This is a genomic window from Streptomyces goshikiensis (assembly GCF_014650555.1).
GTDB lineage: Bacteria > Actinomycetota > Actinomycetes > Streptomycetales > Streptomycetaceae > Streptomyces > Streptomyces goshikiensis.
Genome location: NZ_BMVE01000005.1, coordinates 75,377 through 99,096, shown reverse-complemented (window position 1 = coordinate 99,096; position 23,720 = coordinate 75,377). Strand labels below are relative to the sequence as shown.

Annotated in this window: 24 protein-coding genes; 17 read left to right on the top strand and 7 right to left on the bottom strand. The window is 72.8% G+C overall.

What is annotated here, in order from left to right:
- Positions 1–3 precede the first annotated feature (3 nt).
- The 9 genes from sufD to IE248_RS16715 all read left to right on the top strand — a co-directional run bounded on the left by sufD (position 4) and on the right by IE248_RS16715 (position 6,869).
- Complete coding sequence (sufD, locus tag IE248_RS16755; RefSeq protein ID WP_073798885.1) at positions 4–1,182, top strand: Fe-S cluster assembly protein SufD; 1,179 nt, start codon at positions 4–6, stop codon at positions 1,180–1,182.
- Positions 1,182–1,499: a bifunctional 3-phenylpropionate/cinnamic acid dioxygenase ferredoxin subunit gene (locus IE248_RS16750; RefSeq protein ID WP_037792859.1), complete on the top strand. Its 318-nt coding sequence runs from the start codon at positions 1,182–1,184 to the stop codon at positions 1,497–1,499. Before sufD ends, IE248_RS16750 begins: the two co-directional genes overlap by 1 nt.
- A gap of 7 nt (positions 1,500–1,506) precedes the next feature.
- A complete protein-coding gene (sufC, locus tag IE248_RS16745; protein ID WP_008741049.1) occupies positions 1,507–2,280 on the top strand; it encodes a Fe-S cluster assembly ATPase SufC in 774 nt (257 codons plus the stop codon).
- The gene (locus tag IE248_RS16740; protein ID WP_008741048.1) at positions 2,277–3,533 is read left to right on the top strand and encodes a cysteine desulfurase; all 1,257 of its coding nucleotides are present in this window, start codon (positions 2,277–2,279) and stop codon (positions 3,531–3,533) included. Before sufC ends, IE248_RS16740 begins: the two co-directional genes overlap by 4 nt.
- 28 nt (positions 3,534–3,561) lie before the next feature.
- The gene (gene sufU / locus IE248_RS16735; RefSeq protein ID WP_008741047.1) at positions 3,562–4,023 is read left to right on the top strand and encodes a Fe-S cluster assembly sulfur transfer protein SufU; all 462 of its coding nucleotides are present in this window, start codon (positions 3,562–3,564) and stop codon (positions 4,021–4,023) included.
- Complete coding sequence (locus IE248_RS16730; protein WP_008741046.1) at positions 4,020–4,364, top strand: metal-sulfur cluster assembly factor; 345 nt, start codon at positions 4,020–4,022, stop codon at positions 4,362–4,364. Before sufU ends, IE248_RS16730 begins: the two co-directional genes overlap by 4 nt.
- 150 nt (positions 4,365–4,514) lie before the next feature.
- The gene (locus IE248_RS16725; RefSeq protein ID WP_373301530.1) at positions 4,515–5,879 is read left to right on the top strand and encodes a hypothetical protein; all 1,365 of its coding nucleotides are present in this window, start codon (positions 4,515–4,517) and stop codon (positions 5,877–5,879) included.
- Between the two features lie 49 nt (positions 5,880–5,928).
- Positions 5,929–6,252, top strand: a complete 324-nt coding sequence (locus tag IE248_RS16720) for a DMT family transporter (RefSeq protein ID WP_037792856.1) — start codon at positions 5,929–5,931, stop codon at positions 6,250–6,252.
- Positions 6,252–6,869 (top strand): TetR/AcrR family transcriptional regulator, encoded by a 618-nt coding sequence (locus IE248_RS16715; protein WP_229895361.1) that lies wholly within the window; start codon positions 6,252–6,254, stop codon positions 6,867–6,869. The genes IE248_RS16720 and IE248_RS16715 overlap by 1 nt, the downstream gene beginning before the upstream one ends.
- A gap of 108 nt (positions 6,870–6,977) precedes the next feature.
- Here IE248_RS16715 and IE248_RS16710 read toward each other — a convergent pair whose 3' ends face one another.
- Entirely contained in the window at positions 6,978–7,859 is an 882-nt protein-coding gene (locus tag IE248_RS16710) for a winged helix-turn-helix transcriptional regulator (protein WP_190031202.1), read from the bottom strand.
- Between the two features lie 99 nt (positions 7,860–7,958).
- Here IE248_RS16710 and IE248_RS16705 point away from each other — a divergent pair, with 99 nt between their 5' ends.
- Positions 7,959–9,188: an MFS transporter gene (locus IE248_RS16705; RefSeq protein WP_190031201.1), complete on the top strand. Its 1,230-nt coding sequence runs from the start codon at positions 7,959–7,961 to the stop codon at positions 9,186–9,188.
- 9 nt (positions 9,189–9,197) lie between these two features.
- Positions 9,198–10,178 carry a 2,3,4,5-tetrahydropyridine-2,6-dicarboxylate N-succinyltransferase gene (dapD, locus tag IE248_RS16700; RefSeq protein WP_190031079.1) on the top strand — a complete coding sequence of 327 codons (981 nt, stop codon included), beginning with the start codon at positions 9,198–9,200 and terminating at the stop codon, positions 10,176–10,178.
- A 121-nt stretch (positions 10,179–10,299) separates the two neighbouring features.
- On the opposite strand, the gene IE248_RS16695 is transcribed toward dapD, so the two are convergent.
- Entirely contained in the window at positions 10,300–10,557 is a 258-nt protein-coding gene (locus tag IE248_RS16695; protein WP_008741040.1) for a hypothetical protein, read from the bottom strand.
- A gap of 176 nt (positions 10,558–10,733) precedes the next feature.
- Positions 10,734–12,575: a DUF8508 domain-containing protein gene (locus tag IE248_RS16690; protein ID WP_190031078.1), complete on the bottom strand. Its 1,842-nt coding sequence runs from the start codon at positions 12,573–12,575 to the stop codon at positions 10,734–10,736.
- A 342-nt stretch (positions 12,576–12,917) separates the two neighbouring features.
- On the opposite strand from IE248_RS16690, the gene IE248_RS16685 reads away from it, so the two are divergent.
- Together IE248_RS16685 and IE248_RS16680 are read left to right on the top strand one after the other, a co-directional pair.
- Positions 12,918–14,438: a hypothetical protein gene (locus tag IE248_RS16685; protein ID WP_190031077.1), complete on the top strand. Its 1,521-nt coding sequence runs from the start codon at positions 12,918–12,920 to the stop codon at positions 14,436–14,438.
- Positions 14,439–14,603: 165 nt separating this feature from the next.
- The gene (locus IE248_RS16680) at positions 14,604–16,043 is read left to right on the top strand and encodes an alkaline phosphatase PhoX (protein WP_037797388.1); all 1,440 of its coding nucleotides are present in this window, start codon (positions 14,604–14,606) and stop codon (positions 16,041–16,043) included.
- A 77-nt stretch (positions 16,044–16,120) separates the two neighbouring features.
- On the opposite strand, the gene IE248_RS16675 is transcribed toward IE248_RS16680, so the two are convergent.
- The 4 genes from IE248_RS16675 to IE248_RS16660 all read right to left on the bottom strand — a co-directional run bounded on the left by IE248_RS16675 (position 16,121) and on the right by IE248_RS16660 (position 19,619).
- On the bottom strand, positions 16,121–16,297 hold the full coding sequence (locus IE248_RS16675) for a hypothetical protein (protein WP_190031076.1): 177 nt from the start codon (positions 16,295–16,297) through the stop codon (positions 16,121–16,123).
- A gap of 103 nt (positions 16,298–16,400) precedes the next feature.
- Positions 16,401–17,699 carry a TerD family protein gene (locus IE248_RS16670; protein ID WP_190031075.1) on the bottom strand — a complete coding sequence of 433 codons (1,299 nt, stop codon included), beginning with the start codon at positions 17,697–17,699 and terminating at the stop codon, positions 16,401–16,403.
- 53 nt (positions 17,700–17,752) lie between these two features.
- Positions 17,753–17,974 carry a hypothetical protein gene (locus tag IE248_RS16665; protein WP_037797386.1) on the bottom strand — a complete coding sequence of 74 codons (222 nt, stop codon included), beginning with the start codon at positions 17,972–17,974 and terminating at the stop codon, positions 17,753–17,755.
- Positions 17,975–18,083: 109 nt separating this feature from the next.
- Positions 18,084–19,619 (bottom strand): aldehyde dehydrogenase (NADP(+)), encoded by a 1,536-nt coding sequence (locus tag IE248_RS16660; RefSeq protein WP_190031074.1) that lies wholly within the window; start codon positions 19,617–19,619, stop codon positions 18,084–18,086.
- A 212-nt stretch (positions 19,620–19,831) separates the two neighbouring features.
- Between IE248_RS16660 and IE248_RS16655 the strand changes: the two genes are divergently transcribed.
- The 4 genes from IE248_RS16655 to IE248_RS16640 all read left to right on the top strand — a co-directional run bounded on the left by IE248_RS16655 (position 19,832) and on the right by IE248_RS16640 (position 23,712).
- Positions 19,832–20,617 carry an IclR family transcriptional regulator gene (locus IE248_RS16655; RefSeq protein ID WP_037797382.1) on the top strand — a complete coding sequence of 262 codons (786 nt, stop codon included), beginning with the start codon at positions 19,832–19,834 and terminating at the stop codon, positions 20,615–20,617.
- Positions 20,618–20,711: 94 nt separating this feature from the next.
- A complete protein-coding gene (locus IE248_RS16650; protein WP_229895360.1) occupies positions 20,712–21,734 on the top strand; it encodes a hypothetical protein in 1,023 nt (340 codons plus the stop codon).
- A complete protein-coding gene (locus tag IE248_RS16645; RefSeq protein WP_190031073.1) occupies positions 21,734–23,020 on the top strand; it encodes a sensor histidine kinase in 1,287 nt (428 codons plus the stop codon). Before IE248_RS16650 ends, IE248_RS16645 begins: the two co-directional genes overlap by 1 nt.
- Entirely contained in the window at positions 23,017–23,712 is a 696-nt protein-coding gene (locus IE248_RS16640) for a response regulator transcription factor (RefSeq protein WP_190031072.1), read from the top strand. The genes IE248_RS16645 and IE248_RS16640 overlap by 4 nt, the downstream gene beginning before the upstream one ends.
- Positions 23,713–23,720: the final 8 nt, after the last annotated feature.

The following is a 23,720-nucleotide window of genomic DNA, read 5'->3' as shown; positions in this document are numbered from 1 at the left end:
GCCATGGCTGAGGCTCAGAACATTCCGGTGGGTTCGACCACCGCCGGCTCGATCGCGGTGGCCGCAGAGTCCACCGTCGCCACCCGGATGAGCGCGCCGCCGTCCTTCGACGTGGCGGACTTCCCCGTTCCGCACGGCCGCGAGGAGGAGTGGCGGTTCACCCCGCTCGCCCGCCTGCGCGGTCTGCACGACGGCACCGCGGTCGCCGACGGCAGCATGAAGGCCCAGATCGACGCGCCCGAGGGCGTCACGATCGAGTCCGTCGAGCGCGACGACGCCCGCATCGGCAAGGCCGGCACCCCGGTGGACCGCGTCGCCGCCCAGGCGTTCACGTCCTTCACCAAGGCCACGGTCGTCACCGTGCCCAAGGAAGCCGTCCTGACCGAGCCGGTGCGCGTCTCGCTGCACGGCGAGGGAGGCACGACCTTCGGCCACACCGTCTTCGACGTGCAGGCCTTCGCCGAGGCCGTCATCGTCATCGACCACACCGGTGACGGCGTCCGCGCCGCCAACGTGGAGTTCCTCGTCGGCGACGGCGCCAAGCTCACCGTCGTGTCCGTGCAGGACTGGGACGCCACCGCCGTCCACTGCTCCCAGCACAACACGCTGGTCGGCCGGGACGCCTCGTTCAAGTCGGTCGTCGTCACCTTCGGCGGCGACGTCGTCCGCCTGCACCCGCGGATCAGCTACGCGGGCCCCGGCGGCGCGGCCGAGCTCTTCGGCCTGTACTTCACGGACGCCGGCCAGCACCAGGAGCACCGCCTCCTCGTCACGCACGACGCCCCGCACTGCACGTCGAACGTGGTCTACAAGGGCGCGCTCCAGGGCGAGGGCGCCCACGCGGTCTGGATCGGTGACGTGCTCATCGAGAAGAGCGCCGAGGGCACCGACACCTACGAGATGAACCGCAACCTCGTCCTCACGGACGGCGCGCGGGTCGACTCGGTGCCGAACCTGGAGATCGAGACCGGCGAGATCGTCGGCGCCGGCCACGCCTCCGCCACCGGCCGCTTCGACGACGAGCAGCTCTTCTACCTCCAGGCCCGCGGCATCCCGGCCGAAGAGGCCCGCCGCCTCGTCGTGCGCGGCTTCTTCGCCGAGCTCGTGCAGCAGATCGGTGTCGCGGACATCGAGGAGCGGCTGCTCGCGAAGATCGAAACCGAGCTGCAGGCGTCCGTCTGATGACCTACGTCAAGGCCTGTGCGCTGAGCGAGCTGGAGGAGGGCACACCCAAGCGGGTGGAGCTCGACGGCACGCCGGTGTCCATCGTCTCCACCGAGGGGGAGGTGTTCGCGATCAACGACATCTGCTCGCACGCGAACGTCTCGCTCTCGGAGGGCGAGGTCGAGGACTGCATGATCGAGTGCTGGCTGCACGGGTCGGCCTTCGACCTGCGCACCGGCAAGCCCTCGGGCCTGCCCGCGACGCGCCCCGTACCCGTTTACCCCGTAAAGATCGAAGGGGACGACGTGCTCGTCTCCCTCACCCAGGAGTCCTGAGGTATCCATGGCAACGCTTGAAATCCACGACCTGCACGTCTCCGTCGAGACTGGTGACTCGGCGACCGGCGCCCGCGAGATCCTCAAGGGCGTCGACCTCACCGTCAAGCAGGGTGAGACGCACGCCATCATGGGTCCGAACGGCTCCGGCAAGTCCACCCTGGCGTACTCCCTCGCCGGTCACCCGAAGTACACCATCACCGGTGGCACCGTGACCCTCGACGGCGAGGACGTCCTGGAGATGTCCGTCGACGAGCGCGCCCGCGCCGGCGTCTTCCTCGCCATGCAGTACCCGGTCGAGGTCCCCGGCGTCTCGGTCTCCAACTTCCTGCGCACCTCGGCCACCGCCATCCGCGGCGAGGCGCCGAAGCTGCGCACCTGGGTGAAGGAGGTCAAGGCCGCCATGGAGCAGCTCCACATGGACCCGGCCTTCGCCGAGCGCAACGTCAACGAGGGCTTCTCCGGCGGCGAGAAGAAGCGTCACGAGATCCTCCAGCTGGAGCTCCTCAAGCCGAAGATCGCGATCCTCGACGAGACGGACTCCGGTCTGGACGTCGACGCCCTGCGCATCGTCTCCGAGGGCGTCAACCGCGTCCGCGAGAGCGGTGAGGTCGGCACCCTGCTGATCACCCACTACACGCGCATCCTGCGCTACATCAAGCCCGACTTCGTGCACGTGTTCGCGAACGGCCGCATCGCCGAGTCCGGTGGCGCCGAGCTCGCCGACCAGCTGGAGGCCGAGGGTTACGACAAGTACGTGAAGGGTGGCGCGACCGCGTGACACAGCTGCCTGGCCTCCTCGACATCGAGGCGATCCGCAAGGACTTCCCCCTTCTGGATCGTGTGGTCCACGACGGGAAGAAGATCGTTTACCTGGACAACGCGGCGACCTCTCAGAAGCCGCGCCAGGTGCTCGACGCGCTGAACGAGTACTACGAGCGGCACAACGCCAACGTGCACCGTGGCGTCCACGTGCTCGCGGAGGAGGCCACGGCGCTGTACGAGGGCTCCCGCGACAAGGTCGCCGCCTTCATCAACGCGCCGAGCCGCGACGAGGTGATCTTCACCAAGAACGCCTCGGAGTCGCTCAACCTGGTCGCGAACATGCTCGGCTGGGCGGACGAGCCCTACCGGGTCGACCACGAGACCGAGATCGCCATCACGGAGATGGAGCACCACTCCAACATCGTGCCGTGGCAGCTGCTCTCGCAGCGCACCGGCGCGAAGCTGAAGTGGTTCGGCCTCACCGACGACGGCCGGCTCGACCTGTCCAACATCGAAGAGGTCATCACGGAGAAGACGAAGATCGTCTCCTTCACGCTGGTCTCCAACATCATGGGCACGGTCAACCCCGTGGACGCGATCGTCCGGCGGGCGCAGGAGGTCGGCGCGCTGGTGCTGATCGACGCCTCGCAGGCCGCTCCGCACATGCCCCTGGACGTCCAGGCGCTCGGCGCCGACTTCGTGGCCTTCACCGGTCACAAGATGTGCGGCCCGACCGGCATCGGCGTCCTGTGGGGCCGCCAGGAGCTGCTTGAGGACCTGCCGCCCTTCCTGGGCGGCGGCGAGATGATCGAAACCGTCTCGATGCACTCCTCGACCTATGCCCCGGCGCCGCACAAGTTCGAGGCCGGTACGCCCCCGATCGCCCAGGCCGTCGGCCTCGGCGCGGCCGTGGACTACCTCACCTCGATCGGCATGGACAAGATCGCCGCGCACGAGCACGCGATCACCGAGTACGCGGTGGGGCGCCTCCTGGAGGTGCCGGACCTGCGGATCATCGGCCCGACCACGGCCGAGGACCGCGGTGCCGCGATCTCGTTCACGCTCGGTGACATCCACCCGCACGACGTCGGCCAGGTCCTGGACGAGCAGGGCATCGCGGTCCGCGTGGGACACCACTGCGCGCGCCCGGTCTGCCTGCGGTACGGAATTCCCGCGACCACGCGGGCGTCTTTCTACCTGTACTCCTCTCCGGCCGAGGTCGACGCACTGATCGACGGGCTGGAGCACGTACGGAACTTCTTCGGCTGACGAGGGCGACGAGGACTACGAGGACGCTGTGAAGCTGGATTCGATGTACCAGGAACTGATCCTGGACCACTACAAGCACCCCCACGGGCGTGGCCTGCGCGACGGCGACGCCGAGGTGCACCACGTCAACCCGACCTGCGGCGATGAGATCACGCTGCGCGTGAAGTACGACGGCGAGACGCTCACCGACGTCTCGTACGAGGGCCAGGGCTGCTCCATCAGCCAGGCCAGCGCGTCCGTGCTGAACGAGCTGCTCGTCGGCAAGGAGCTGGCCGAGGCGCAGAAGATCCAGGCCGTGTTCCTGGAGCTGATGCAGTCCAAGGGCAAGGTCGAGCCGGACGAGGAGATGGAGGAGGTGCTGGAGGACGCGATCGCGTTCGCCGGCGTCTCCAAGTATCCGGCGCGCGTGAAGTGTGCTCTGCTGAGTTGGATGGCGTGGAAGGACGCGACCGCCCAGGTGCTGGGCGGCGCGGAGAGGAAGACGGCATGACCGACAACGCGACGCCCGAGGCGTCCATCAAGCCGGCCACCGAGGAGGAGGTCCGCGAGGCCCTCTACGACGTGGTCGACCCCGAGCTGGGCATCGACGTCGTCAACCTGGGCCTGATCTACGGCATCCACGTCGACGACGCGAACATCGCCACCCTCGACATGACGCTGACCTCGGCGGCCTGCCCGCTGACGGACGTCATCGAGGACCAGGCGAAGTCGGCGACGGACGGCATCGTCAACGAACTTCGCATCAACTGGGTCTGGATGCCCCCGTGGGGCCCGGACAAGATCACGGACGACGGCCGTGAGCAGCTGCGCGCGCTCGGCTTCAACGTCTGAGTCACCCCGCTCCAGGAAGGGCCCCCGGCATCGTGCCGGGGGCCCTTCCTGCTGTTCGCCCGGTGGACGGGCGGCGTGCACCGGGAGTTGGCCACGGTGGCCGAATCTTCTCGACGGCCGCTCGGGCCGGGTCGATTCGTGGAGGACATCGTGAAGAAGCAGCTGGGGATCGCCGCGATCGCGGGACTCGTGCTCGCCGGACTGAACCTGCCCGCGCACGCGGCGGGTTACGGGACGCCGACCATCGCGCTGTCGGCCGGGTACCTCTCCGGCGCCGTGGGCGCGGTCGGGGACCCCACGGTGGACGTGACCGTGGCCCAGAGCGGGGCCGACGTCTCGGCGCTGACCGTCAGCGCGTCCGCGTCCAGCAAGGCCTCGGTCGCCGGGACCGGGGACGTGAGCGTCACCGGGACCGGGGCGGTGCGCCGGCTGGCCGTCACGGCGCGCGGGCGCGGCTACACGAACCTCACCGTCAAGGTGACCGGGCTCGGCGGCAAGACCGCCACCAAGACGCTGTCGTACGCGGCGTCCGGCGCCGTACGCAACCCGGCCGACGCGCGCTACCTCACCGGGTCCGCGGACGCGTCGGCCGCCGTGGACGTGGGCGGCGGGTACGCGGTCGTCGCGGACGACGAGTCCAACGTGCTGCGGCTGTACGACCGGTCGGGCTCGGGCGCGCCGGTGAAGACCTGGGACTTCAGCTCGCAGCTCGGGGTCACCAAGGAGGTCGACATCGAGGGCGGGACCCGGATCGGCGACACCATCTACTGGACGGGCTCGCTCGGCAACAACAAGGACGGCGAGTACAAGGCCCCCCGGAACACGGTGTTCACCACGACGGTGAGCGGATCGGGGCCGGCGACGCAGCTCGGGTACGGGCGCTCGTACAAGAAGCTCCGCGACGACCTGGTCGCCTGGGACAGGGCGAACGGCGACCGTTACGGCTTCGCGGCGGGAACGGCGGACGGCGAGGCGCCGAAGCAGATCGACGGGTTCAACGTGGAGGGGCTGGAGTTCGCGCCCGGCTCGACGACCACGGCCTACCTGGGCTTCCGGGCCCCGCTCGCGCCGGCGGTGGCGGGCGGCAAGGCGCTGATCGTGCCGGTGACCAACTTCGACAAGGTGCTCTCCAGCGGGGCCAAGGCCACCTTCGGGGCGGGCATCGAGCTGGACCTCGGCGGGCTCGCGATCCGCGACCTGCGCAAGAACGCGGCCGGGCAGTACCTGATCCTCGCCGGATCCTGGGCCGCGGACGACAACAGCGACCCGTACGCGCTGTACGCGTGGGACGGGGTCGCCGGGCACGCCCCGGTCAAGCGGGCGGACCTGCCGACGACCGACCCGGGCGGCTGGGAGGCCATCGTGGACGTGCCGGACCTGACGGCCGCGGGCGCGCGGGTGCAGCTGATCACGGACAGCGGCTCGGCGGACCTGTACGGGGACGGCACCGAGGCGAAGGACCTCGCGCACGCGGAGTGGAAGAAGGCCCGCTCGGCCTGGTTCACGATCGGCTGACGCCGATTGTTGTGTACGCCCGTACGCAACGATGTGTACACTTGTACGCATGCCTCCTTATGTACTGCTCGCCGCGGCCATCGCCGCCGAGGTCGCCGGTACCACCGCCATGAAGTACAGCGACGGCTTCTCGAAGCTGTGGCCGTCGCTGGTGACGGTGGCCGGTTACCTCATCGCCTTCACGCTGCTCGCGCAGACGCTGAAGACCATGTCGGTCGGTACCGCGTACGCCATATGGGCGGGGGTCGGGACCGCCGCCATCGCCGCGATCGGCATGCTCTTCATGGGGGAGGCGGCCACGGCGGCCAAGATCGCGGGGCTGGTGCTGGTCGTCGCCGGGGTGGTCCTGCTGAACCTCGGGGGCGCGCACTGATGGCGGGCGCGGGCGCGGGCGCGGGCGCGGGCGCGGGTGCGGGTTCGAGTGCGGGCGCGGGTTCGGGTGCAGGGCCGGCCGCCGGTGGGCGCCGGTACGACCCGGAGCGGCGGCAGCGGATCATCGACGCGGCGATCCGGGTGGTCGGCGCGAAGGGCATCGCGGGGCTGAGCCACCGGAGCGTGGCGGCGGAGGCGGACGTCCCGCTGGGCTCGACGACGTACCACTTCAAGACCCTGGACGAGCTGCTGGTGGCCGCGCTGCGACAGGCGAACCAGGCGTTCACGGTGACGCTGCCCGCCACCCCCGCCCCCGCCGGTGATGTGGCGGGCTCCCTGGCCCGGCTGCTGGGCCGCCTGCTGGCCGCGGACCGGGGACGGGTGGAGCTGGAGTACGAGCTCTACCTCGCCGCGCTGCGGCGGCCGGCGCTGCGGCCGGTGGCGGCGGAGTGGTACGAGGCGGTGGCGACCGCCCTCGCGCCGTGGACGGACCCCGTGACGGCCCGGGCCCTGGTGGCGGTCATGGACGGCATCTGCCTCCAGGTCCTCCTGACGGACACCCCCTACGACGAGCCGTACGCCCGCGAGGTCCTCGCCCGGGTCCTGCGGCAGGACTGACCCGGGCCCGCGCGGCGCCTTCGGCCCGGCCCCCGGGTCCTGTCGTCGTGGTGGCGCCCGGCCCGCATCGCCCGGCGCCGCGGGCGCCGCGGCCCTGACCGGATCCGGCTAGACCGGCCGGGCGGCGCGGACGGCTGCGAGGGCCGTGGTGACGCTGGCCTCGATGTCCCGGATCGGGTAGATCACCTCGCGCACGACCCGGTCCCGGTCCAGCACCAGCGTCAGCCGCTTGAGGCGGCTCACCCCCGCCGCCCGGAACGTCGGCAGCCGCAGGGCCGCCGTCAGGGCCAGCTCCGCGTCCGACAGCAGCGGGAAGCGGAGCCCCTCCGCCTCCGCGAACGCCCGCTGTTCGTCGGGCCGCTGCGTGGAGACCCCGTGCACCGTCGCCCCCGCCGCCGTGAACTCCGCCAGCTGGTCCCGGTACGTGCACGACTCCAGCGTGCACCCCTTCGCGCCCGGGATCCCCGCCCACCCGGGCGGATACGCGTCCGCCCGTGCGTATGCGCCGGGGAAGCAGTACAGCACCGTGAACCCCGTGTCCGCGACCGGGTCGCGCGGCTCCCCGAACCGGTCCGGAAGCAGCAGCTCCGGCACCCGGGTACCCCGCAGCGCGTGCACCCGTACCGCCTCCCGCGAGGCCTCGTCCGTCGTTGCGGTCATCTCTCCCTCTCCCAGCACCCAGCCGTCCCCCCAGTCCTGGAGGGCCACCAGTACCGGCAGCAGCCCCCGCCCGCGCGGGGTCAGCCGGTACTCGTGCCGTACCGGACGGTCCTGGTACGGCTCCCGCGTCAGCACTCCCGCCTCGACCAGCAGCCGCAGCCGCTCGGTGAGCACCTTCCGAGACATGCCCAGCTCGCGCTGGAACTCCTCGAAGCGGCGCAGTCCCCGCGCGGCGTCGCGCACGATCAGCAGCGTCCACCAGTCGCCCACCACGTCGAGGGCCTGGGCGATGGCGCAGTCCGCGTCGCCGAGCTGCGTCCGCTGGGCCATGAGTGCTCCGCTCATTGGTCGTTGACCTTCGACCGCCATGCTGACAGAGTTCGTTCCCAAAAGGAACTGACTGGCCAAGGCGCGGGGGGACCGGGCGTGTTGCAAGGGTTCAAGGACGTACCGAGAGCGGTCTGGCTGCTGTCGGCCGGCGTGTTCGTCAACGCCGTCGCCAGCTTCACCTTCGTCTTCGTCTTCGTGTACCTGACCGGCCCCCGCGGCCTCGGCGTCACCGAGGCGGGCCTGGTCACCGGCATCGGCGGCATCGGCGTGGTCGCCGGGAACTTCACCGGCGGCTGGTACGGCGACCGCTACGGCCACCGCCGCGTGCTGCTCGCCGCCTCCGTCCTCGGCGGCGCCGCCCTCACCCTGCTCCCGCTGCTGCCCACCACCGCGCTCTACCTCGCCCTGCCGCTCGCCCAGTACACCCTCGGAGTCGTCCGCTCCGCCAACTCCGCCCTGGTGGCGGTGATCGTCCCGGAGGGCGCCCGGCGGCAGGCCTTCGCCGTCGTCCGCTGCGTCGCCAACGGCGGCTTCACCCTCGGCCCGCCGCTCGGCGGCCTGATCGCCACCGGCCTCTCCTACGACTGGCTCTTCGTCGGCGACGGCCTCGGTACCCTCCTGTTCGCCCTGTGGACCGCCCGCGTCGTCCCGGCCCGCGGCGCGGCCCGGTGCGCCGCCGCCCCGGACGAGGGGCGCGACCGCGGCGGCGTCTGGCGCGAACTGCGGGCCCGCCCCGCCGTCCTCGTCCTCCTCGGCGCGGTCCTCGTCGTCGACGTCGTCTACCGGCAGCAGTACTCGACCTTCCCCGTCTTCCTCGGCGACCACGGCCTCGACACCCGCGCCTACGGCCTGATCCTCGCCCTCAACGGCGCCGTCATCCTGGTCCTGGAACTGCCCGCCGCCGTCGCCCTGCGCAACCGCCCGCCGCTGCGCGTCGTCGGCGTCGGACTGCTGTTCGTCGGGGCCGGGTACGCGGCGCTGCTCGCCGGGATCGGCGTGGCCGCCGCCGTCGCCATGATGGTGCTGCTCAGCCTCGGCGAGATCCTCTACAAGACCACCGCCACCGCGTACGTCGCCGACCAGGCCCCCGAGCACGCCATCGGGCGGTTCCAGAGCCTGTACGCCGGCGTCTCGGTCAGCGGCGTGGTGCTCGGCGCGCCGCTCGGCGGAGCGCTGTACTCGGCGGCGCCCGGGCTGCTGTGGCCGGTGTGCGCGGTGCTGGCCGCGGGGGCCGGCGCGGCGGTGCTGTGGGTGTCGTCGCGGCAGGGCCGACACGCGGCACGACCGGCACATGAGACCGGTTCGCGACCGCAGCCCGTCGCCGGTTAGGTTTCAGGCATGACTGCTACGCGTACCACCGGCGCCGTCGCCGCCGGACTGGCCACCATCACCCCCGACGGCACCGTCCTCGACACCTGGTTCCCCGCCCCCGAGCTGGTCTCCGAGCCCGGCCCGGCCGGCTCCGAGCGCCTCACCGCCGAGCAGGCCGTGGAACTGCTGGGGGCCGCCGCGGCGAAGGCGCTCCGCCAGGACGCGGTCCGCGGCGTCGAGGTCGTGGCCGTCCGTACGGTGATCTCCTCCCTGGAGGACAAGCCGCTGGACGCGCACGACGCGTACCTGCGCCTGCACCTGCTCAGCCACCGCCTGGTCAAGCCGCACGGCCAGAACCTGGACGGCGTCTTCGGCCTGCTGACCAACGTCGCCTGGACCTCCCTGGGCCCGGTCGCGGTCGACCAGGTCGAGACCGTCCGCCTGAACGCCCGCGCCGAGGGCCTGCACCTCCAGGTCACCTCCATCGACAAGTTCCCGCGGATGACGGACTACGTCGCCCCCAAGGGCATCCGCATCGCCGACGCGGACCGCGTCCGCCTCGGCGCGCACCTCGCCGAGGGCACCACCGTCATGCACGAGGGCTTCGTCAACTTCAACGCCGGCACCCTCGGCACCTCCATGGTCGAGGGCCGCATCTCCGCGGGCGTCGTCGTCGGCGACGGCTCCGACATCGGCGGCGGCGCGTCCACCATGGGCACCCTGTCGGGCGGCGGCAAGCAGATCATCTCGATCGGCGAGCGCACCCTGGTCGGCGCCGAGGCGGGCGTCGGCATCGCCCTGGGCGACGAGTGCATCGTCGAGGCCGGCCTCTACGTGACCGCGGGCACCCGCGTCACCCTGCCGGACGGCCAGATCGTCAAGGCCCTGGAGCTCTCCGGCGCCAGCAACATCCTCTTCCGCCGCAACTCGGTCACCGGCGCCGTCGAGGCCCGCCCGAACAACGCGGTCTGGGGCGGCCTGAACGAGGTCCTCCACAGCCACAACTGACCCGTACGGGCCCGTTGACGCGGCGACGCCCTCCCACCCCGGCCGGGGTGGGAGGGCGTCGTGCGCTCCAGGAGGCGCGGCCCCGAGAGGGCGGCCGCGCCGCTGTGCGGGTCTGCGGGGTTCAGTTCCGGGGGAGGGAGCGGATGAGGCCCGCGAAGGCCTGCTCCTCCGCCTCCGTGAGCTGCACCGACTCCATCGGGTGCGCCGCCGTGCCGCGCTGCGCCGGGATGGCCGAGAGACCGTCGAAGGGGGCTGCGGGCTCCGCGCGGTGGAAGCGGCCGTCCCGCGGCACGTGGCCGCGACCGAGTACCCAGACGAGGGTGGCCACGAGCAGGACGGCCAGGCCGATTTCCTGGGCGGGGGAGAGGGAGGGGAACACCTTGTCCTCCGTGGGGTGCGGCGGTACATGATCGGGCGTGGCAGATACTCAACACCAGAACCACCCGGTTTGGGGTGGATGTGTCGAGCGTCACGCCAGGGCCGAAAGTCCCGACATCGCGCAGCGGGGCCGGACGGGACGGCGTCCGGCCCCCCTGCCGTTCAGATCCGCACCGGTTACGGGCGGAAGCGCAGCACCTGCGGGTCGTGGTCGCTGTTCTGAGCCGAGAACTCGGCGTTGATGTGCACGCTGTCGTACGTGAACGTCTTGATCGCCGGGCTGGTCAGGATCTGGTCCAGCACCTGCGCGTTGCCCTGGTAGACGTACGAGTACCGCTCCGCCTTCGGCAGCGACTTGATCGCCGGGTACAGCGCCCCGCCGTCGGCCAGCGCGTTCGCCGTCGCCGAGAACTCGAAGTCGTTGATGTCGCCGAGCGCGATGACGTTCGCGTTCTTGTCGGCCGCCAGGAGCTCCTTGACGAAGCCGTTCACGGCCTGCGCCTGGAGCAGCCGCTTGGTCTCGGAGGAGCGCACCGGCGGCTGGTGGACCGAGGTCAGGCCCTCGTCGCCGCCCTTGGAGCCGAAGTGGTTGGCGATGACGAAGACGGTCTTGCCGCGGAAGACGAACTCGCCGGCGAGCGGCTTGCGGCTGTCCGCCCACGCCGGGTTCGCCGGGTCGATCCGGCCGGGGGAGTGGGTCAGGGCGGCCTTGCCCTGCTCCTTGACGACACCGGTCGCCGTCGCCGCGTCGCCCGGGGCGCGCTCGGTGAAGGAGACCCGCGCCGGGTTGAACAGGAACACCTGGCGGATGTTGCCGCCGGGCTCGCCGCCGTCCTTGTTGTTCTCCGGGTTGACGGTCCGCCACTGGTAGGCGGGGCCGCCCGCGGCCGTGATCGCCGCCGTGAACTTCGTCAGGGTCTGCTCGGCCGAGACGGTGCCGTCGTTCTTGGCGCCGTTGTCGTCCTGGATCTCCTCCAGGGCGACGACGTCGGGGGAGGCGAGGTTCTCGACGACGGCCTTGGCCAGGTTGTCGAACTTCTCCTGCGGGTCGGTCGGGTCGAGGTTCTCCACGTTGTACGTGGCCACCGCGAGCTCGTTGGCCGCCTGCGCCTTGGTCTTCTCGGGGGCGAGGGTGCCCGCCTTGACCGTGCCGAGGGTGCGGGCCACCAGGGTGTAGCCGCCGAACTGGTTGAAGTCCAGCGGGCCCTCGGTGGCGCCGGTCAGCTTGTCGCCGACGTTGGCCACCGGGAACGGCTGCTGCGCGAGCGGCGCGAGCTGCTGGATCTGGAGGCGGCCGGTGTTCTGGGACTCGTACGAGCCGTAGATCGTGCCGCCGCGCTTGGCGGTGTTCTCCCAGCCCTTCACCGTGACCCACAGCTCCGCGTACGGGTCGGTGGCGCCGACGACGCGGGAGGTGCCGATGCGGACGTTCATGCCCTCAAGGGCCTCGTAGTAGTCCAGCGCGTAGCGCGAGGGCTCCAGGGTCAGGCCGTTGATGCTGCCCGCGGCGGCCGGGTCGCCTGCCGGGGCGTACTCGGCGGGAACCGTGTACTCGTTGATCGCGGTGGCCTCGGGCAGCGCGTTGCCGGAGGAGACGACGGTCACGGCCGGCTTCGAGATCTGGGTGACCGACTGGTTGCCGGAGGCCGCGCCGCCGGGGACGTACTCGCCGACGAGGCCGGAGACCTTGACCGCGTCGCCGACGGCGACGGTCGGGACCGAGTTGGTGAAGACGAACACACCTTCGCTGGTGGCGTCGTTGTCGTCGGCGTCGGGGTCCTGCATCCAGAAGCCGCGCGAACCGTACGTACGAACGCCCGTCACGATGCCCTCCACGTCGGCGACCTGCTTGCCGACGAGCGGGGATATCCGGGTGGTGCCCTGGATGTCGTGGATGCGTATCGGATCGGCGGACACGGCGCCTTCGGCCGCGTCGGCGGAGCCCGCGAGCAGGCCGGTGGCCAGCGCGGAGGCGACGAGGGCCGCGACGGCGGCGGAACGGGGATGCGAGGAGCGCATGGTCAGGAACTCCGGTGTGTGGGGTGGGAGAAGAGGGAACCCGGCGTTGCTCGGGTTCTCGTTAGATCTACGCGCGTCAATTTCCTGTGTGGCCAGCAAAGTTGTCAAGGGGTACAGGGAAGACGGCCGGTGACTGTGGGATGAACCAAAGATGATGGCCCGCCAGGGGCGCCCGAAATGCGTCTACTCTGGGTCGCCGTACGGTGCCGCTTCAGGCCCGTATGACCCCGCTCGACCCCGTACGAACCTGCTGAACGACCCGCTGAACGACCCGCTGAGCAAACCGCCGAACGACCCGTCTGTGCACCCCTGTCGCACCGCGCCCGCGAGGAGAACCGCCCCATGTCCGCAGAGCCGCACCACACGCTGCCGCCGGTACGGCTGCACTCCGATGCGGAACTGGCCCGCGAGGCCCTCGGTGCCCCGCTGTTCGCCCGTGCCGTGCGCCTCGCCCGCTGGGCCGGCCCCGGCACCCGCGTCGGGGTCGGCGGCGAACTCGACGCCGCCCAGCTGCCCGAGGCCGCGGCGGCGCTCGGGCTCGAACCCGCCGACGAGGACGCGGCGGTGTACGCGAGCCAGGCCTGGCGGGTCGCCGTGGACACCGGGCTGGTCGACGTCACGGAGCCTGATGAGGACGCCGAGGACGCCGAGGACGCCGCGGGGGCGGCGGAGGCGGGCGCGGAGGGTTCGGCCCACGGCACCGCCGCGCCCGGCGAGGACCTCGCCCTGGTGACCGGCGGCGCGCCCGGCGAGGTGCTCGACCTGTGGCTGGCGGCGCTGGAGACCGTACTCGCGGACGCCGCGGTTCCGGATCTGGACGAGCTCGTCGACGCCCTCGACACCGGCGGGGAGGTCGACTTCGGCCGGCTCGACTGGAACCCCCAGCGCGAGGCGGACTTCCTCGACGGGGTGCTCGCCAACCTCTACCTCCTCACCGTCGCCGAGGGCGGCGCCGGGGAGAGCGCGGTGCCACTGCCCGTGCTCGCCGCGTCGATGGTCGTACCGGACGGGATGGGCGAGCCGACCGACGAGGTGCTCGAACAGGTGTCGGACGCGATGATGCGCCTGGACGACCAGTTCCGGCAGCTGGAGCCGATCGGCCTCGTCGAGTTCCGGCCGGTCGACGAGGACCTGATGGCGGAGGCGTCCGACGAGGACCTCGCCGCGGGCCCCTCCGGCGGGCCCGCCGGGGACGACGAGGACGTGTCCCGCTACGGCATGGTCCGCCTGACCCCGCTCGGCCTGTACGGGATCCGCGCCCGGATGCTGGAGGCGGGCGTCGAGGCCCCCGCCATCGGGGAGCTGTCCGGCAAGGGCGCCGACGCCCTGCTCGACACGGTCTCCCGGTTCCCGGAGAGCGCCGCACAGGCCGAGATCGAGCAGTGGCTGGCCGGCCGGGAACTGCCCGCCGCCGTCGCCGAGCTGCTGGCCGCCGCCCGCGGCGACGACGAGGGCGCCCCGCTGCGCCGGCTGCGCTGCCAGCAGGCCCTCGCGACCGCCGGCCCGGAGGCCGAACCGGCCGTCCGTGCCGTGCTCGACGACGCCGAGCTGGGCGGTCTCGCCCGGGTCTGGCTGGCGGAGCGCGGGGTGGGCGACGTACCGGCGCCGGACGCGGAGATGGTGTTCTGGCTGACGGTCGACACCATCGCGGCGCAGCTCGCGGCGGACGGGGAGACCGAGGAACTGCCCCTGCTGATCGCGTCCCTGACGGCGCACCACTCCGGCTTCTTCGAGCAGGCATGGCGGGTGGAACACCCGGCGACGGCGTACGTGCTGGAGGCGATGGGCCGGCTGCACCCCGACCGGAAGGCCGCGAAGGAGGCCCGCAAGGCGGCCTTCAAGGCGCGCTCCCGGCAGGGCTGAGACCGCGACAACGCGCCGTTCTCGCACCGGAGTTGGCCATTCCGTGCTCCGGCAAGGGGTCCGCTCGCGTTCCTGGGTAGTTCAGCCGCCGTTCACGTGCGGGCGGGAGCGTGTGCGCCGACGACCGCATCACCGGCGCACCACCTCCCCACCCCTGGAGACCCGATGCCGCTCAGCCGTAGAGACTTCACCGCCCGCACCGTCATCGCAGGTGCGGGAGTCGCGCTCACCGGGACGGTCGCCGCGCTCGCCACCGCCCCGGGGGCGCTGGCGGCCGACGACAGCACCCTGCGCGATGAGCACGGCCGGCCCTGTGAGCCGGGCTACGGCCCGCTGCGGCCCGACCCGGCCGGCATCCTGGCCCTGCCGGCCGGCTTCCGGTACCGAGTGATCACGCACAGCGGCGTCACGAAGCTGGACTCCGGCGAGACCACCCCGTCCAACCACGACGGGACGGCCGCCTTCGAGGGGCACCGCGGGGTCACCCTCCTCGTCAACAACCACGAGCTGAAGGGCCCCCGGGCGGGCTGGGCGCGCCCCGTGCCGCTCGCCGAGGGTCTCGTCTACGACCCGGCCGCGGCCGGCGGCTGCACGGTCGTCGAGGTCCGGCGCGGCGGCGAGGTCGCCGAATGGGTGGGCGTCGCCGGTACGTCGACCAACTGCGCGGGCGGGGCCACCCCCTGGGGCACCTGGCTGACCTGCGAGGAGACCGAGGACCTCGCCGGCAAGAACGGCATGACGAAGGACCACGGCTACGTCTTCGAGGTCGACCCGCACGACCGCCGCGCCAACCGTGAGCCGAAGCCGGTCAAGGCCTTCGGGCGGTACGCGCACGAGGCCGTCGTCATCGACCCGCGTCAGGGTCACGCGTACCTCACCGAGGACGCCTCGGGTCCGAACGGGCTGCTCTACCGCTGGACTCCGCCGCAGGGGTTCCGGCACGGGCGCGGCAAGCTGCGCACCCTCGCCGCCGACGCGGGTGTGCTCGCCGCCGCCAAGTGCTTCGACAGCGCGGGCCGGTTCGTGGACGACCTTTCGCGGGCCACGAAGATCGGGACCGTCTACGGGGTCGACTGGGTGGAGGTGGCGGACCGCGACGCGCGGACGGTACCGGTGCGCAAGCAGTTCGCGGCGGGCGCCGTGACGCGGGCGCGCAAGCTGGAGGGCATGTGGTGGGCCGACGGGGGCACGTACTTCGTCTCCTCGTACGCCCGTGAGGAGAGCCCGGGCGCCGCGCACGACGGCCAGGTGTGGTTCTACGACCCCAAGCGCCGTACGGTCCGGCTGACCGTCCTGATCGGGGTCAACGCCGATCCGTCGGCGGACGGCGGTCTTGACGGCCCCGACAACATCACCGTGTCTCCGTACGGCGGGCTGGTCATTGCCGAGGACGGCTCCGGGATCCAGCACCTGTTCGGCGCGACGGAGTCGGGGAAGACGTACCCGCTGGCGCGCAACGAGCTCAACATCGGAACGGCCGAGGAGCCCGAGTACTCGGAGTTCACCGGGGTCTGCTTCTCCCCGGACGGGCGCACCCTGTTCGCGAACATTCAGGAGCCGGGCATCATGCTGGCCATCACCGGCCCGTGGCGGCGCGCGCACTGACGGCGCGGGCGGCGGCATGCTCCTGCGCGGATGTCGGCGCCGCCCGAACGGGCGGGCGGCGCGCCGACGGCGCCGGACTACGGTGCCCCGGAAACCTCCGCGCGGGAGGCCACGGCCCATTCCTCCAGCAGGAATTCGTAGGCCGCGGAAGGCCACTCGTCGTCCACACGGGTCTCGACGAGGTGCCGTATCGCCTCGTTCGCCTCTGAGGCGGACGGGCGAGACGGTCCCGTGGGTTGGAGTGTCGTGTGCATGAGTTCAAGGCTAAGGGCGGGCACTGACAGCGACCCCCGCTTTCAAGGTGGAATGCCTCACCCGAAAGCAGTCATTGGTAGCTCCATGTGCCCGCCCACCTGCTCAGAGTGCCTGCGCCGCGGGCTTCACCATGCCGCGCACTGTGCGGGATTTCACAAACTCTCCGATGGCCGTCATCTCCCATTCGCCGGAGAACTGCTTGATCAGCTTGGCCATCATGACGCCGGTCTGCGGCTCGGCGCCGGTGAGGTCGAAGCGCACGAGCTCCTCGCCGCTCGCCGCGTCGATCAGACGGCAGTAGGCCTTCGCGACCTCGCTGAACTTCTGGCCGGAGAACGAGTTCACCGTGAAGACGAGGCCGGTGGCCTCCGCGGGGAGCCGGCCGAGGTCCACGACGATCACCTCGTCGTCCCCGGCGCCCTCGCCCGTCAGGTTGTCACCCGAGTGCTTGACGGCGCCGCCGAGGATGGACAGCTTGCCGAAGTAGCAGCTGTCGATGTGGTTGCGCTGCGGGCCGTACGCGATGACGGACGCGTCGAGGTCGATGTCGCGGCCGCCGAACGCGGGCTCCCAGCCCAGGCCCATCTTGACCTGGGAGAGCAGCGGGCGGCCGCCCTTGACCAGGGACACGGTCTGGTTCTTCTGGAGGTTGACCCGGCCCTTGTCGAGGTTGATCTTCCCGGCGCCCACTGGTGCGGGAGCCGCCGCGGGCGGCGGGGGCGCGGCCTGCGCGGGCGTCGGCTCGCCGAGCCAGGGGGAGGCCGGGTACGGCGACGGCGGCGCGGCGGGGGTGGCCGGGGCCGCGGGGGTCTGGCCCCAGGCGGGAGCGGGCGCGGCGGGCGGCTGCGGAGCGGCGGCGGGCTGCGGAGCGGCGACGGGCGGCGGGGTGGGCGCCGCCTCCTCCTCCACGGAGACCCCGAAGTCGGTGGCGATGCCGGCCAGGCCGTTGGCGTACCCCTGGCCGACGGCGCGCACCTTCCACACGCCGCCGCGCTGGTACACCTCGACGACGACGAGCGCGGTCTCGGTGCCCAGCTTCGGCGGGGTGAAGGTGGCGATCACCGCGCCGCCGTCCGCGTCACGCACGGTGGCGGTGGGCTCGACGCCCTGGAAGGACTGCCCGGCGGCATCGGGGCTGGCCGTGACCACGACGCGCTCGATGCCCTGCGGCAGCGCGCCCGTGTCCACCGTGATCGAATCCGGCGCCGAACCGCCGCCGGACCGGTAGCTGACACCGGGCCCGGACGGCTGGTTGTAGAAGATGAAGTCGGCGTCCGAACGCACCTTGCCGTCCGCCGCGAGGAGAAGCCCCGACACGTCGAGCCGCACCGGAGCAGCCACATCCACCGTCACACGGACGGTATTGAGCGGCAGGTTGGAACCAGGGGTCATAGCGGTCATGCCGGGAGAACGACCGGAGGGGCTTTGCCGTTCCCTTACCCTCACGGGAGATTTCAGCGCCGGTTGCGGGGGTGGTTCTTCGCCATCCGCTCGTTGCCGAACTTGTAGGCGCCGGTCCAGCGGGCCATGACGAGCTGGGCGTCGCCCGACTCCACCTCGGCCAGGAACTTCTCGGCGCGCCCGCCCCGCAGGGTGCTCGCGGCGCGCCCCTGGTGCGTGATGACCACGCTGTGGTCGCTGCGCTGTTCGTACGTGAATCCGTGCGGTCTCGGCATGACCGGCAGCCTGCCCCGCGCGGGCGGGGCGGGCAACGCAATTACCCGAGGGCACTCCCCGGGCCCGGCCGGGGCCGGGCAACCGGGGCTGGGCAGTCGGGCCCGGGGTTCAGCCGCCCGTGACGCGGCGCGGCAGGCCCAGCGGGTTGGCCTCGCGCAGCTCCGCCGGAAGCAGCGCGTCCGGCACCGACTGGTAGGCGACCGGCCGCAGCCATCGCTCGATCGCGGTCCCGCCGACCGAGGTCGAGTGCGAGGTGGCCGCCGGGTAGGGGCCGCCGTGGTGCTGGGCGGGGGCCACGGCGACACCGGTCGGCCAGCCGTTGACAACGACCCGGCCGGCCAGCGCGGTGACCCGCTCCACCAGCTCCGCCGCCCCGGCGGCGCCCTCGGCCGCGCCGCCCTCGGTCTCGGCGGTGGAGAGGTGCAGCGTGGCGCTCAGGTTCCCGGGGAGCCGGTCCAGCAGGGCCGTCGCCTCGCCCTGGCCCTCGTACCGTACGAGCACGGTCACCGGGCCGAAGCACTCTTCCAGCAGCAGCTCGTGGGGCCCCGGCGCGGCGAGGCGGGCGGCCGGCACGGTCAGGAACCCCGGGGTGACGGTGTGCTCGCCGCCGGGGCCCGGGGTGACGGGCGCGTCGACGCCGGGCAGCGCGGCCCGCTCCCGTACCCCGGCGATGAAGGCGTCCCGCATCCGGTGGTCGAGCAGCACCCCCGGGCCGGTCTCGCCGAGGGCCTTGGCCAGCGCCTCGGTCAGCCGGTCCCCGTCCGCGCCCGCCGGGACGAGGACCAGGCCGGGCTTGACGCAGAACTGGCCGACGCCGAGGGTGACCGAGCCCGCGAGCCCGCCGCCGATCTCCTCGGCGCGCTCGGCGGCGGCCGCCGGGGTGACCACGACGGGGTTGAGCGAGCCGAGCTCCCCGTGGAAGGGGATGGGCACGGGCCGGGCGGCGGCCGCGTCGAACAGGGCGCGCCCGCCCCGGATGGAGCCGGTGAACCCGGCGGCGGTGACGAGCGGGTGGCGGACCAGCTCCAGCCCGGCGTCGAACCCGTGGACCACCGTGACCACATCGGCCGGGAGCCCGGCGGCGACGGCGGCCCGGCGCAGCAGGGCGCCGCACAGCGCGGAGGTGGCCGGGTGGTCGGGGTGCGCCTTGACGACCACCGGGCAGCCGGCGGCGAGCGCGCTCGCGGTGTCGCCGCCGGGAACGGAGAAGGCGAGCGGGAAGTTGGAGGCGGCGTAGACGGCGACCACGCCCAGCGGCACCTTGTAGCGGCGCAGTTCCGGGCGCGGCGGGGTGAGGGAGGCGTCGGCGTGGTCGATGCGGATGTCGAGGTACGCGCCCTCGTCGACGGCGTCGGCGAAGGCCCGCAGCTGGCCGGTGGTGCGGCCGAGCTCGCCGGTGAGGCGGGGTGCGCCGAGCGCGGTCTCGGCGTCGGCGGCTCCGGTCACCTCGGCGGCGGCCCCGTCGAGCAGGTCGGCGGCCGCGCGCAGGAAGGCGGCGCGGACGGTCCGGTCGGCGAGCGCGCCGCGGGTCGCGTGGGCGGCGCGCACGGCCTCGTCCACCTCGCGGGCGGTGGCCTCGTGGCCGACCTGTTCGCGCCGCTTCCCGGTGCGGGGGTCCACACTCCAGACTGGGGTTGCTGCCATGGCGCACTGCCTCCTGGTCGTGGGATCTACGCTGACCCGCGCGGTGTCGTTCAGTATTCTGAACGCCGTTCCGGTGGATGAATGATCACATCCACCGTGGACTCTATTTCCGCGTCTTCAGGGTTGACAAGAGACAAGAAGCGACAAAGCGACAATCAAGAGGGGCGCGAAGACCAATGACGACAGCTGAGTCCGCGCAGTCGGTGGAGTCGATGGGGACGGGGCCCGAGGGGCCCGGCGCGGGCGCGCCGGCGGCCGTCAAGTCGGCGGTGCGCACGGTCCTGTTGCTGGAACACTTCGCGGCGCGGCCCGGGCTGCACAGCCTGGCCGACATCCAGCACGACCTCTCGCTGCCCAAGTCCAGCCTGTACATGCTGCTGCGCACGCTGGTGAACCTGGGCTGGGTGGAGACGGACGCGTCGGGGACGCGATACGGCATCGGCGTACGGGCCCTGCTGGTCGGGAGCTCGTACATCGACGGGGACGAGGTGGTCGCGGCGGCCCGGCCCAGTCTGGACCGGCTCTCCGACGACACGACCGAGACCATCCACCTGGCCCGGATGGACGGCACCAGCGTGGTCTACCTCGCCACCCGCCAGTCCCAGCACTACCTGCGGCCCTTCACCCGGGTCGGGCGGCGGCTGCCGGTGCACTCGACCGCGCTCGGCAAGGCACTGCTGGCCACGCACACCGACGAGGAGGTGCGGGGACTGCTGCCGCGACGGCTGGAGGCGGTCACCGAGCACACCGTCACGGACCGGGAACAGCTCATCGAGGAGCTGGAGCTGGTGCGGGAGCAGGGCTACGCGGTGGACCGCGAGGAGAACACCCTGGGGCTGCGCTGCTTCGGCGTGGCGGTGCCGTACCGGACGCCGGCGCGGGACGCGGTGAGCTGCTCGGTGCCGGTGGCCCGGCTGACGCCGGGGCACGAGCAGACCATCAAGGCGGCGCTGTTCGAGGCCCGGGACCGGCTGTCGGTGGCCACGCGCCGTATGTGACGCGGTGGACGGGGCGGTTTCTCCCCCGGGTGGGGGAGACGGTTCCCCTTCACGGGGGAGGCGGCGGGGGGCCCGCGCGGGCGAACGTTGAGGCATGAACTCCACACGAGCCGTACACGTGCCGAACAAGACGAGCAAGATGAGCAAGGGGAGCAAGGGGAGCGGGGCGCGGCCCTCGGGCCCGGCGCTGGGAGCCGGGCGCCGGGTCCTGCGGGGGGTGGCCCTGGCTGCGACGGTGCCCTATCTGGTCCTCAAGTCCGCCTGGCTGTCGGGGAGCCGGGCCGGGATACCCGAAGGCAGCCCGCTGCTGGAGCCGGGGATGTTCCTGACCCTGGCCAACGCCGTCACCCTGGCCATGGACGCGTGCGTGATCCTGCTCGTCCTGGCCCTCACCAGACCCTGGGGGATGCGGCTGCCTCCCTGGCTGCTCACCGTCCCCGCCTTCGCCGCCACCGGTCTGCTCACCCCGATCCTCACCGCGTTCCCGGCCCAACTGCTCATACGGGCGGTGGATCCGGGCGCCCGGGCACCCGCCGAGGGGGCGGTGCGGCCCTTCCTCGACTCCTGGGTGTTCACGGTCGTCTACACCGGTTTCACCGTCCAAGGACTCGCCCTGGCCGGGCTGTTCGTCCCCTATGCGCGGGAGCGCTGGGGCCGGCACTGGCAGGGCGTGCGGGGCCGCGGGCTCCCGTCACCCACGGGGGTGGTGGCGGGAGCCGCGGCGGTGTGCGCCGTGCTCGTCGCGGGGGTCCACGTGTACTGGGCCCTCGGCGGGACGGGAGGGATGGGCGCGGAGCGGGCGGCCGCCCGCTCGGCGACGGCGGGCGTGGTCCCCGGGGTGCACGCGATATGCCTGCTGGCCGCCGGCGCGGGGGCGCTGCTGCTGGCCCGGGGCGGGAGCCGGCGGGTGTGGCGGCCGCTGGCCCTCACCTGGACCGGCTCGGCGGCAGCCCTGTGCTGGGGCCTGTGGCCGCTGATCGCCTCGCTGGGCACGCAGCTCGACGGCGGCGAACACCCTTCCGGGACAGTCCGGTTGATCTACGCTGGCCAGATGATCACCGGAGTGCTCGCCGCCGCCGTGCTCGCGAGGTTCCTCGCCTCCCGCCGCGAGGCGTGATGCGGAGGGCGGTGGCCAGGGGGCTCGGGGCGCGGGCCCGGCTGCGCTGGGTGCACCTGGTGCTCGGCGGGGCCCTGCTGATGCCCTACTTCCTGCTCGCCCAGGTGGTGGTCGGCGCTCTCGCCGAGTCCAATGCCCTGGACTCCTTCCCGCTGATCCTCGCCGCCTACGCCCTCTCGCTGCCGCTGGCCGCCGCCACCGCGGTGTTCGGGCTGGTCCGGCCGATGTCGGTGGCCGCCGTTCGGGCCATGTGCGGGGTGCCGGGGGAGCGGCTGGCCGAGGGGCCGGCCCGGTCCTGGGCGGCGCGGGGGCGGGCCTGCGTCTGGTGGACCCTGCACCTGGGGATCGGCGCGCTGGTCAGCGGGATGAGCCTGGCGGTCCCGCCGATGGCGGTGGCGCTGATCGCCCTGCCCTTCGTGGGGGCCCTGCAGGACACCCCGCTGGGGCGGCAGTGGTTCGGGCCGGGCACCCTGCCCTACGCGGGGTCCCTCGTCGGGATGGCGCTGCTCGCCGGGCTCGTCCTGTGCGCCGCCGGGGCGGGGGAGCTGCTGGCCCGGCTGGCGCCCGTACTGCTCGGGCCGACCGGGGCGGACCGGCTGGCGGCGGCCGAGGAGCGGGCCGCCGACCTGGCGGTGCGCAACCGGCTGGCCCGGGAGTTGCACGACGCGGTGGGGCACGCGCTGAGCGCCGTCACCCTCCAGGCGAGCGCCGCCCGGCGGGTGCTGGACAGCGACCCGGAGTTCGCACGGGAGGCGCTGGCCGCGATCGAGGACACCACGCGGCGGACGGTGGGGGAGCTGGACGCCGTCCTGGGCCTGCTGCGCGACGGGGACCCGGCCCGGGCCGATGCCGCGCCCGCGCCGACGCTCGCCGCCGACCTCGACGGACTCCTCGCCCGTACCCGGGCCGGGGGTACCGCCGTCGCCGCCCACCAGGACCCCGGGCCCGGCGGGGACTGGGCGCGGCTCCCCGCGATCGCCTCCCGCGAGGCGTACCGGATCGTGCAGGAGGGCCTGAGCAACGCCCTGCGTCACGGCGGGGGCCCGGTCCGGCTGGGGATCGTCGTACGGCAGGGACAGGAAGGCGAAGGACACCGTGAACTGGAGATCAGCATGACCAACCCAACCGCGGACCCCGAGCGCCGGGAGTCCCGCACCACCGGCGGCCGCGGGCTGCGCGGCGCCGCGGAGCGGGCCGCGCTGCTCGGAGGCCGCGTCGAGGCCGGCCCGTACGAGGGCCAGTGGCGGCTGCTGGCCGTCCTCCCGCTTGGCGGAGGGCCGCGATGAGCCCGGAGTCACCCCCGGCCCCGGCGGGGCGGCCGCCGCTGCGGATCGTGCTCGCCGACGACGAGCGGATGGTCCGTACCGCGCTGCGGGTCATCCTGGAGGCCGAACCCGATCTGGAGGTGGTCGGGGAGGCGGCCTCCGGTGCCGAGGCCGTCCCGCTGGTCCGCTCGCTCGCCCCCGACGTGGTGCTGATGGACGTCCGGATGCCAGAGATCGACGGCATCCGGGCCACCGAGCAGATCCTCGCCACCATGGCGGAGCCGCCCCGGATCGTGGTCGTCACCACCTTCGAGAACGACGCGTACGTGTACGACGCGCTGCGCGCGGGCGCCGCCGGGTTCCTCCTGAAGCGCGCCGATCCCGACGAGCTGATCGGAGCGGTCCGTCTCGTCGCCCGCGGGGACTCGCTGCTCTTCCCGGCCGCCGTCCGCGCGCTGGCCGTCGCGCACACGGCCGGCGGCCCGGCCCCGGCCGCCCCGGCCTGGGCGGCCCGGCTCACCGACCGGGAGGCCGACGTACTGCGCCTGATGGCCACCGGGCTGTCCAACCACGAGCTGAGCGAGCGGCTCGGGGTCGGGCCGCAGACGGTCAAGACGCATGTGGCCGCGGTCCTCGCCAAGACCGGCTCCCGCGACCGCACGCAGGCGGTCATCGCGGCCTACGAGGGGGGCTTCCTCATGAAGAAGAGCTGAGAACCCCG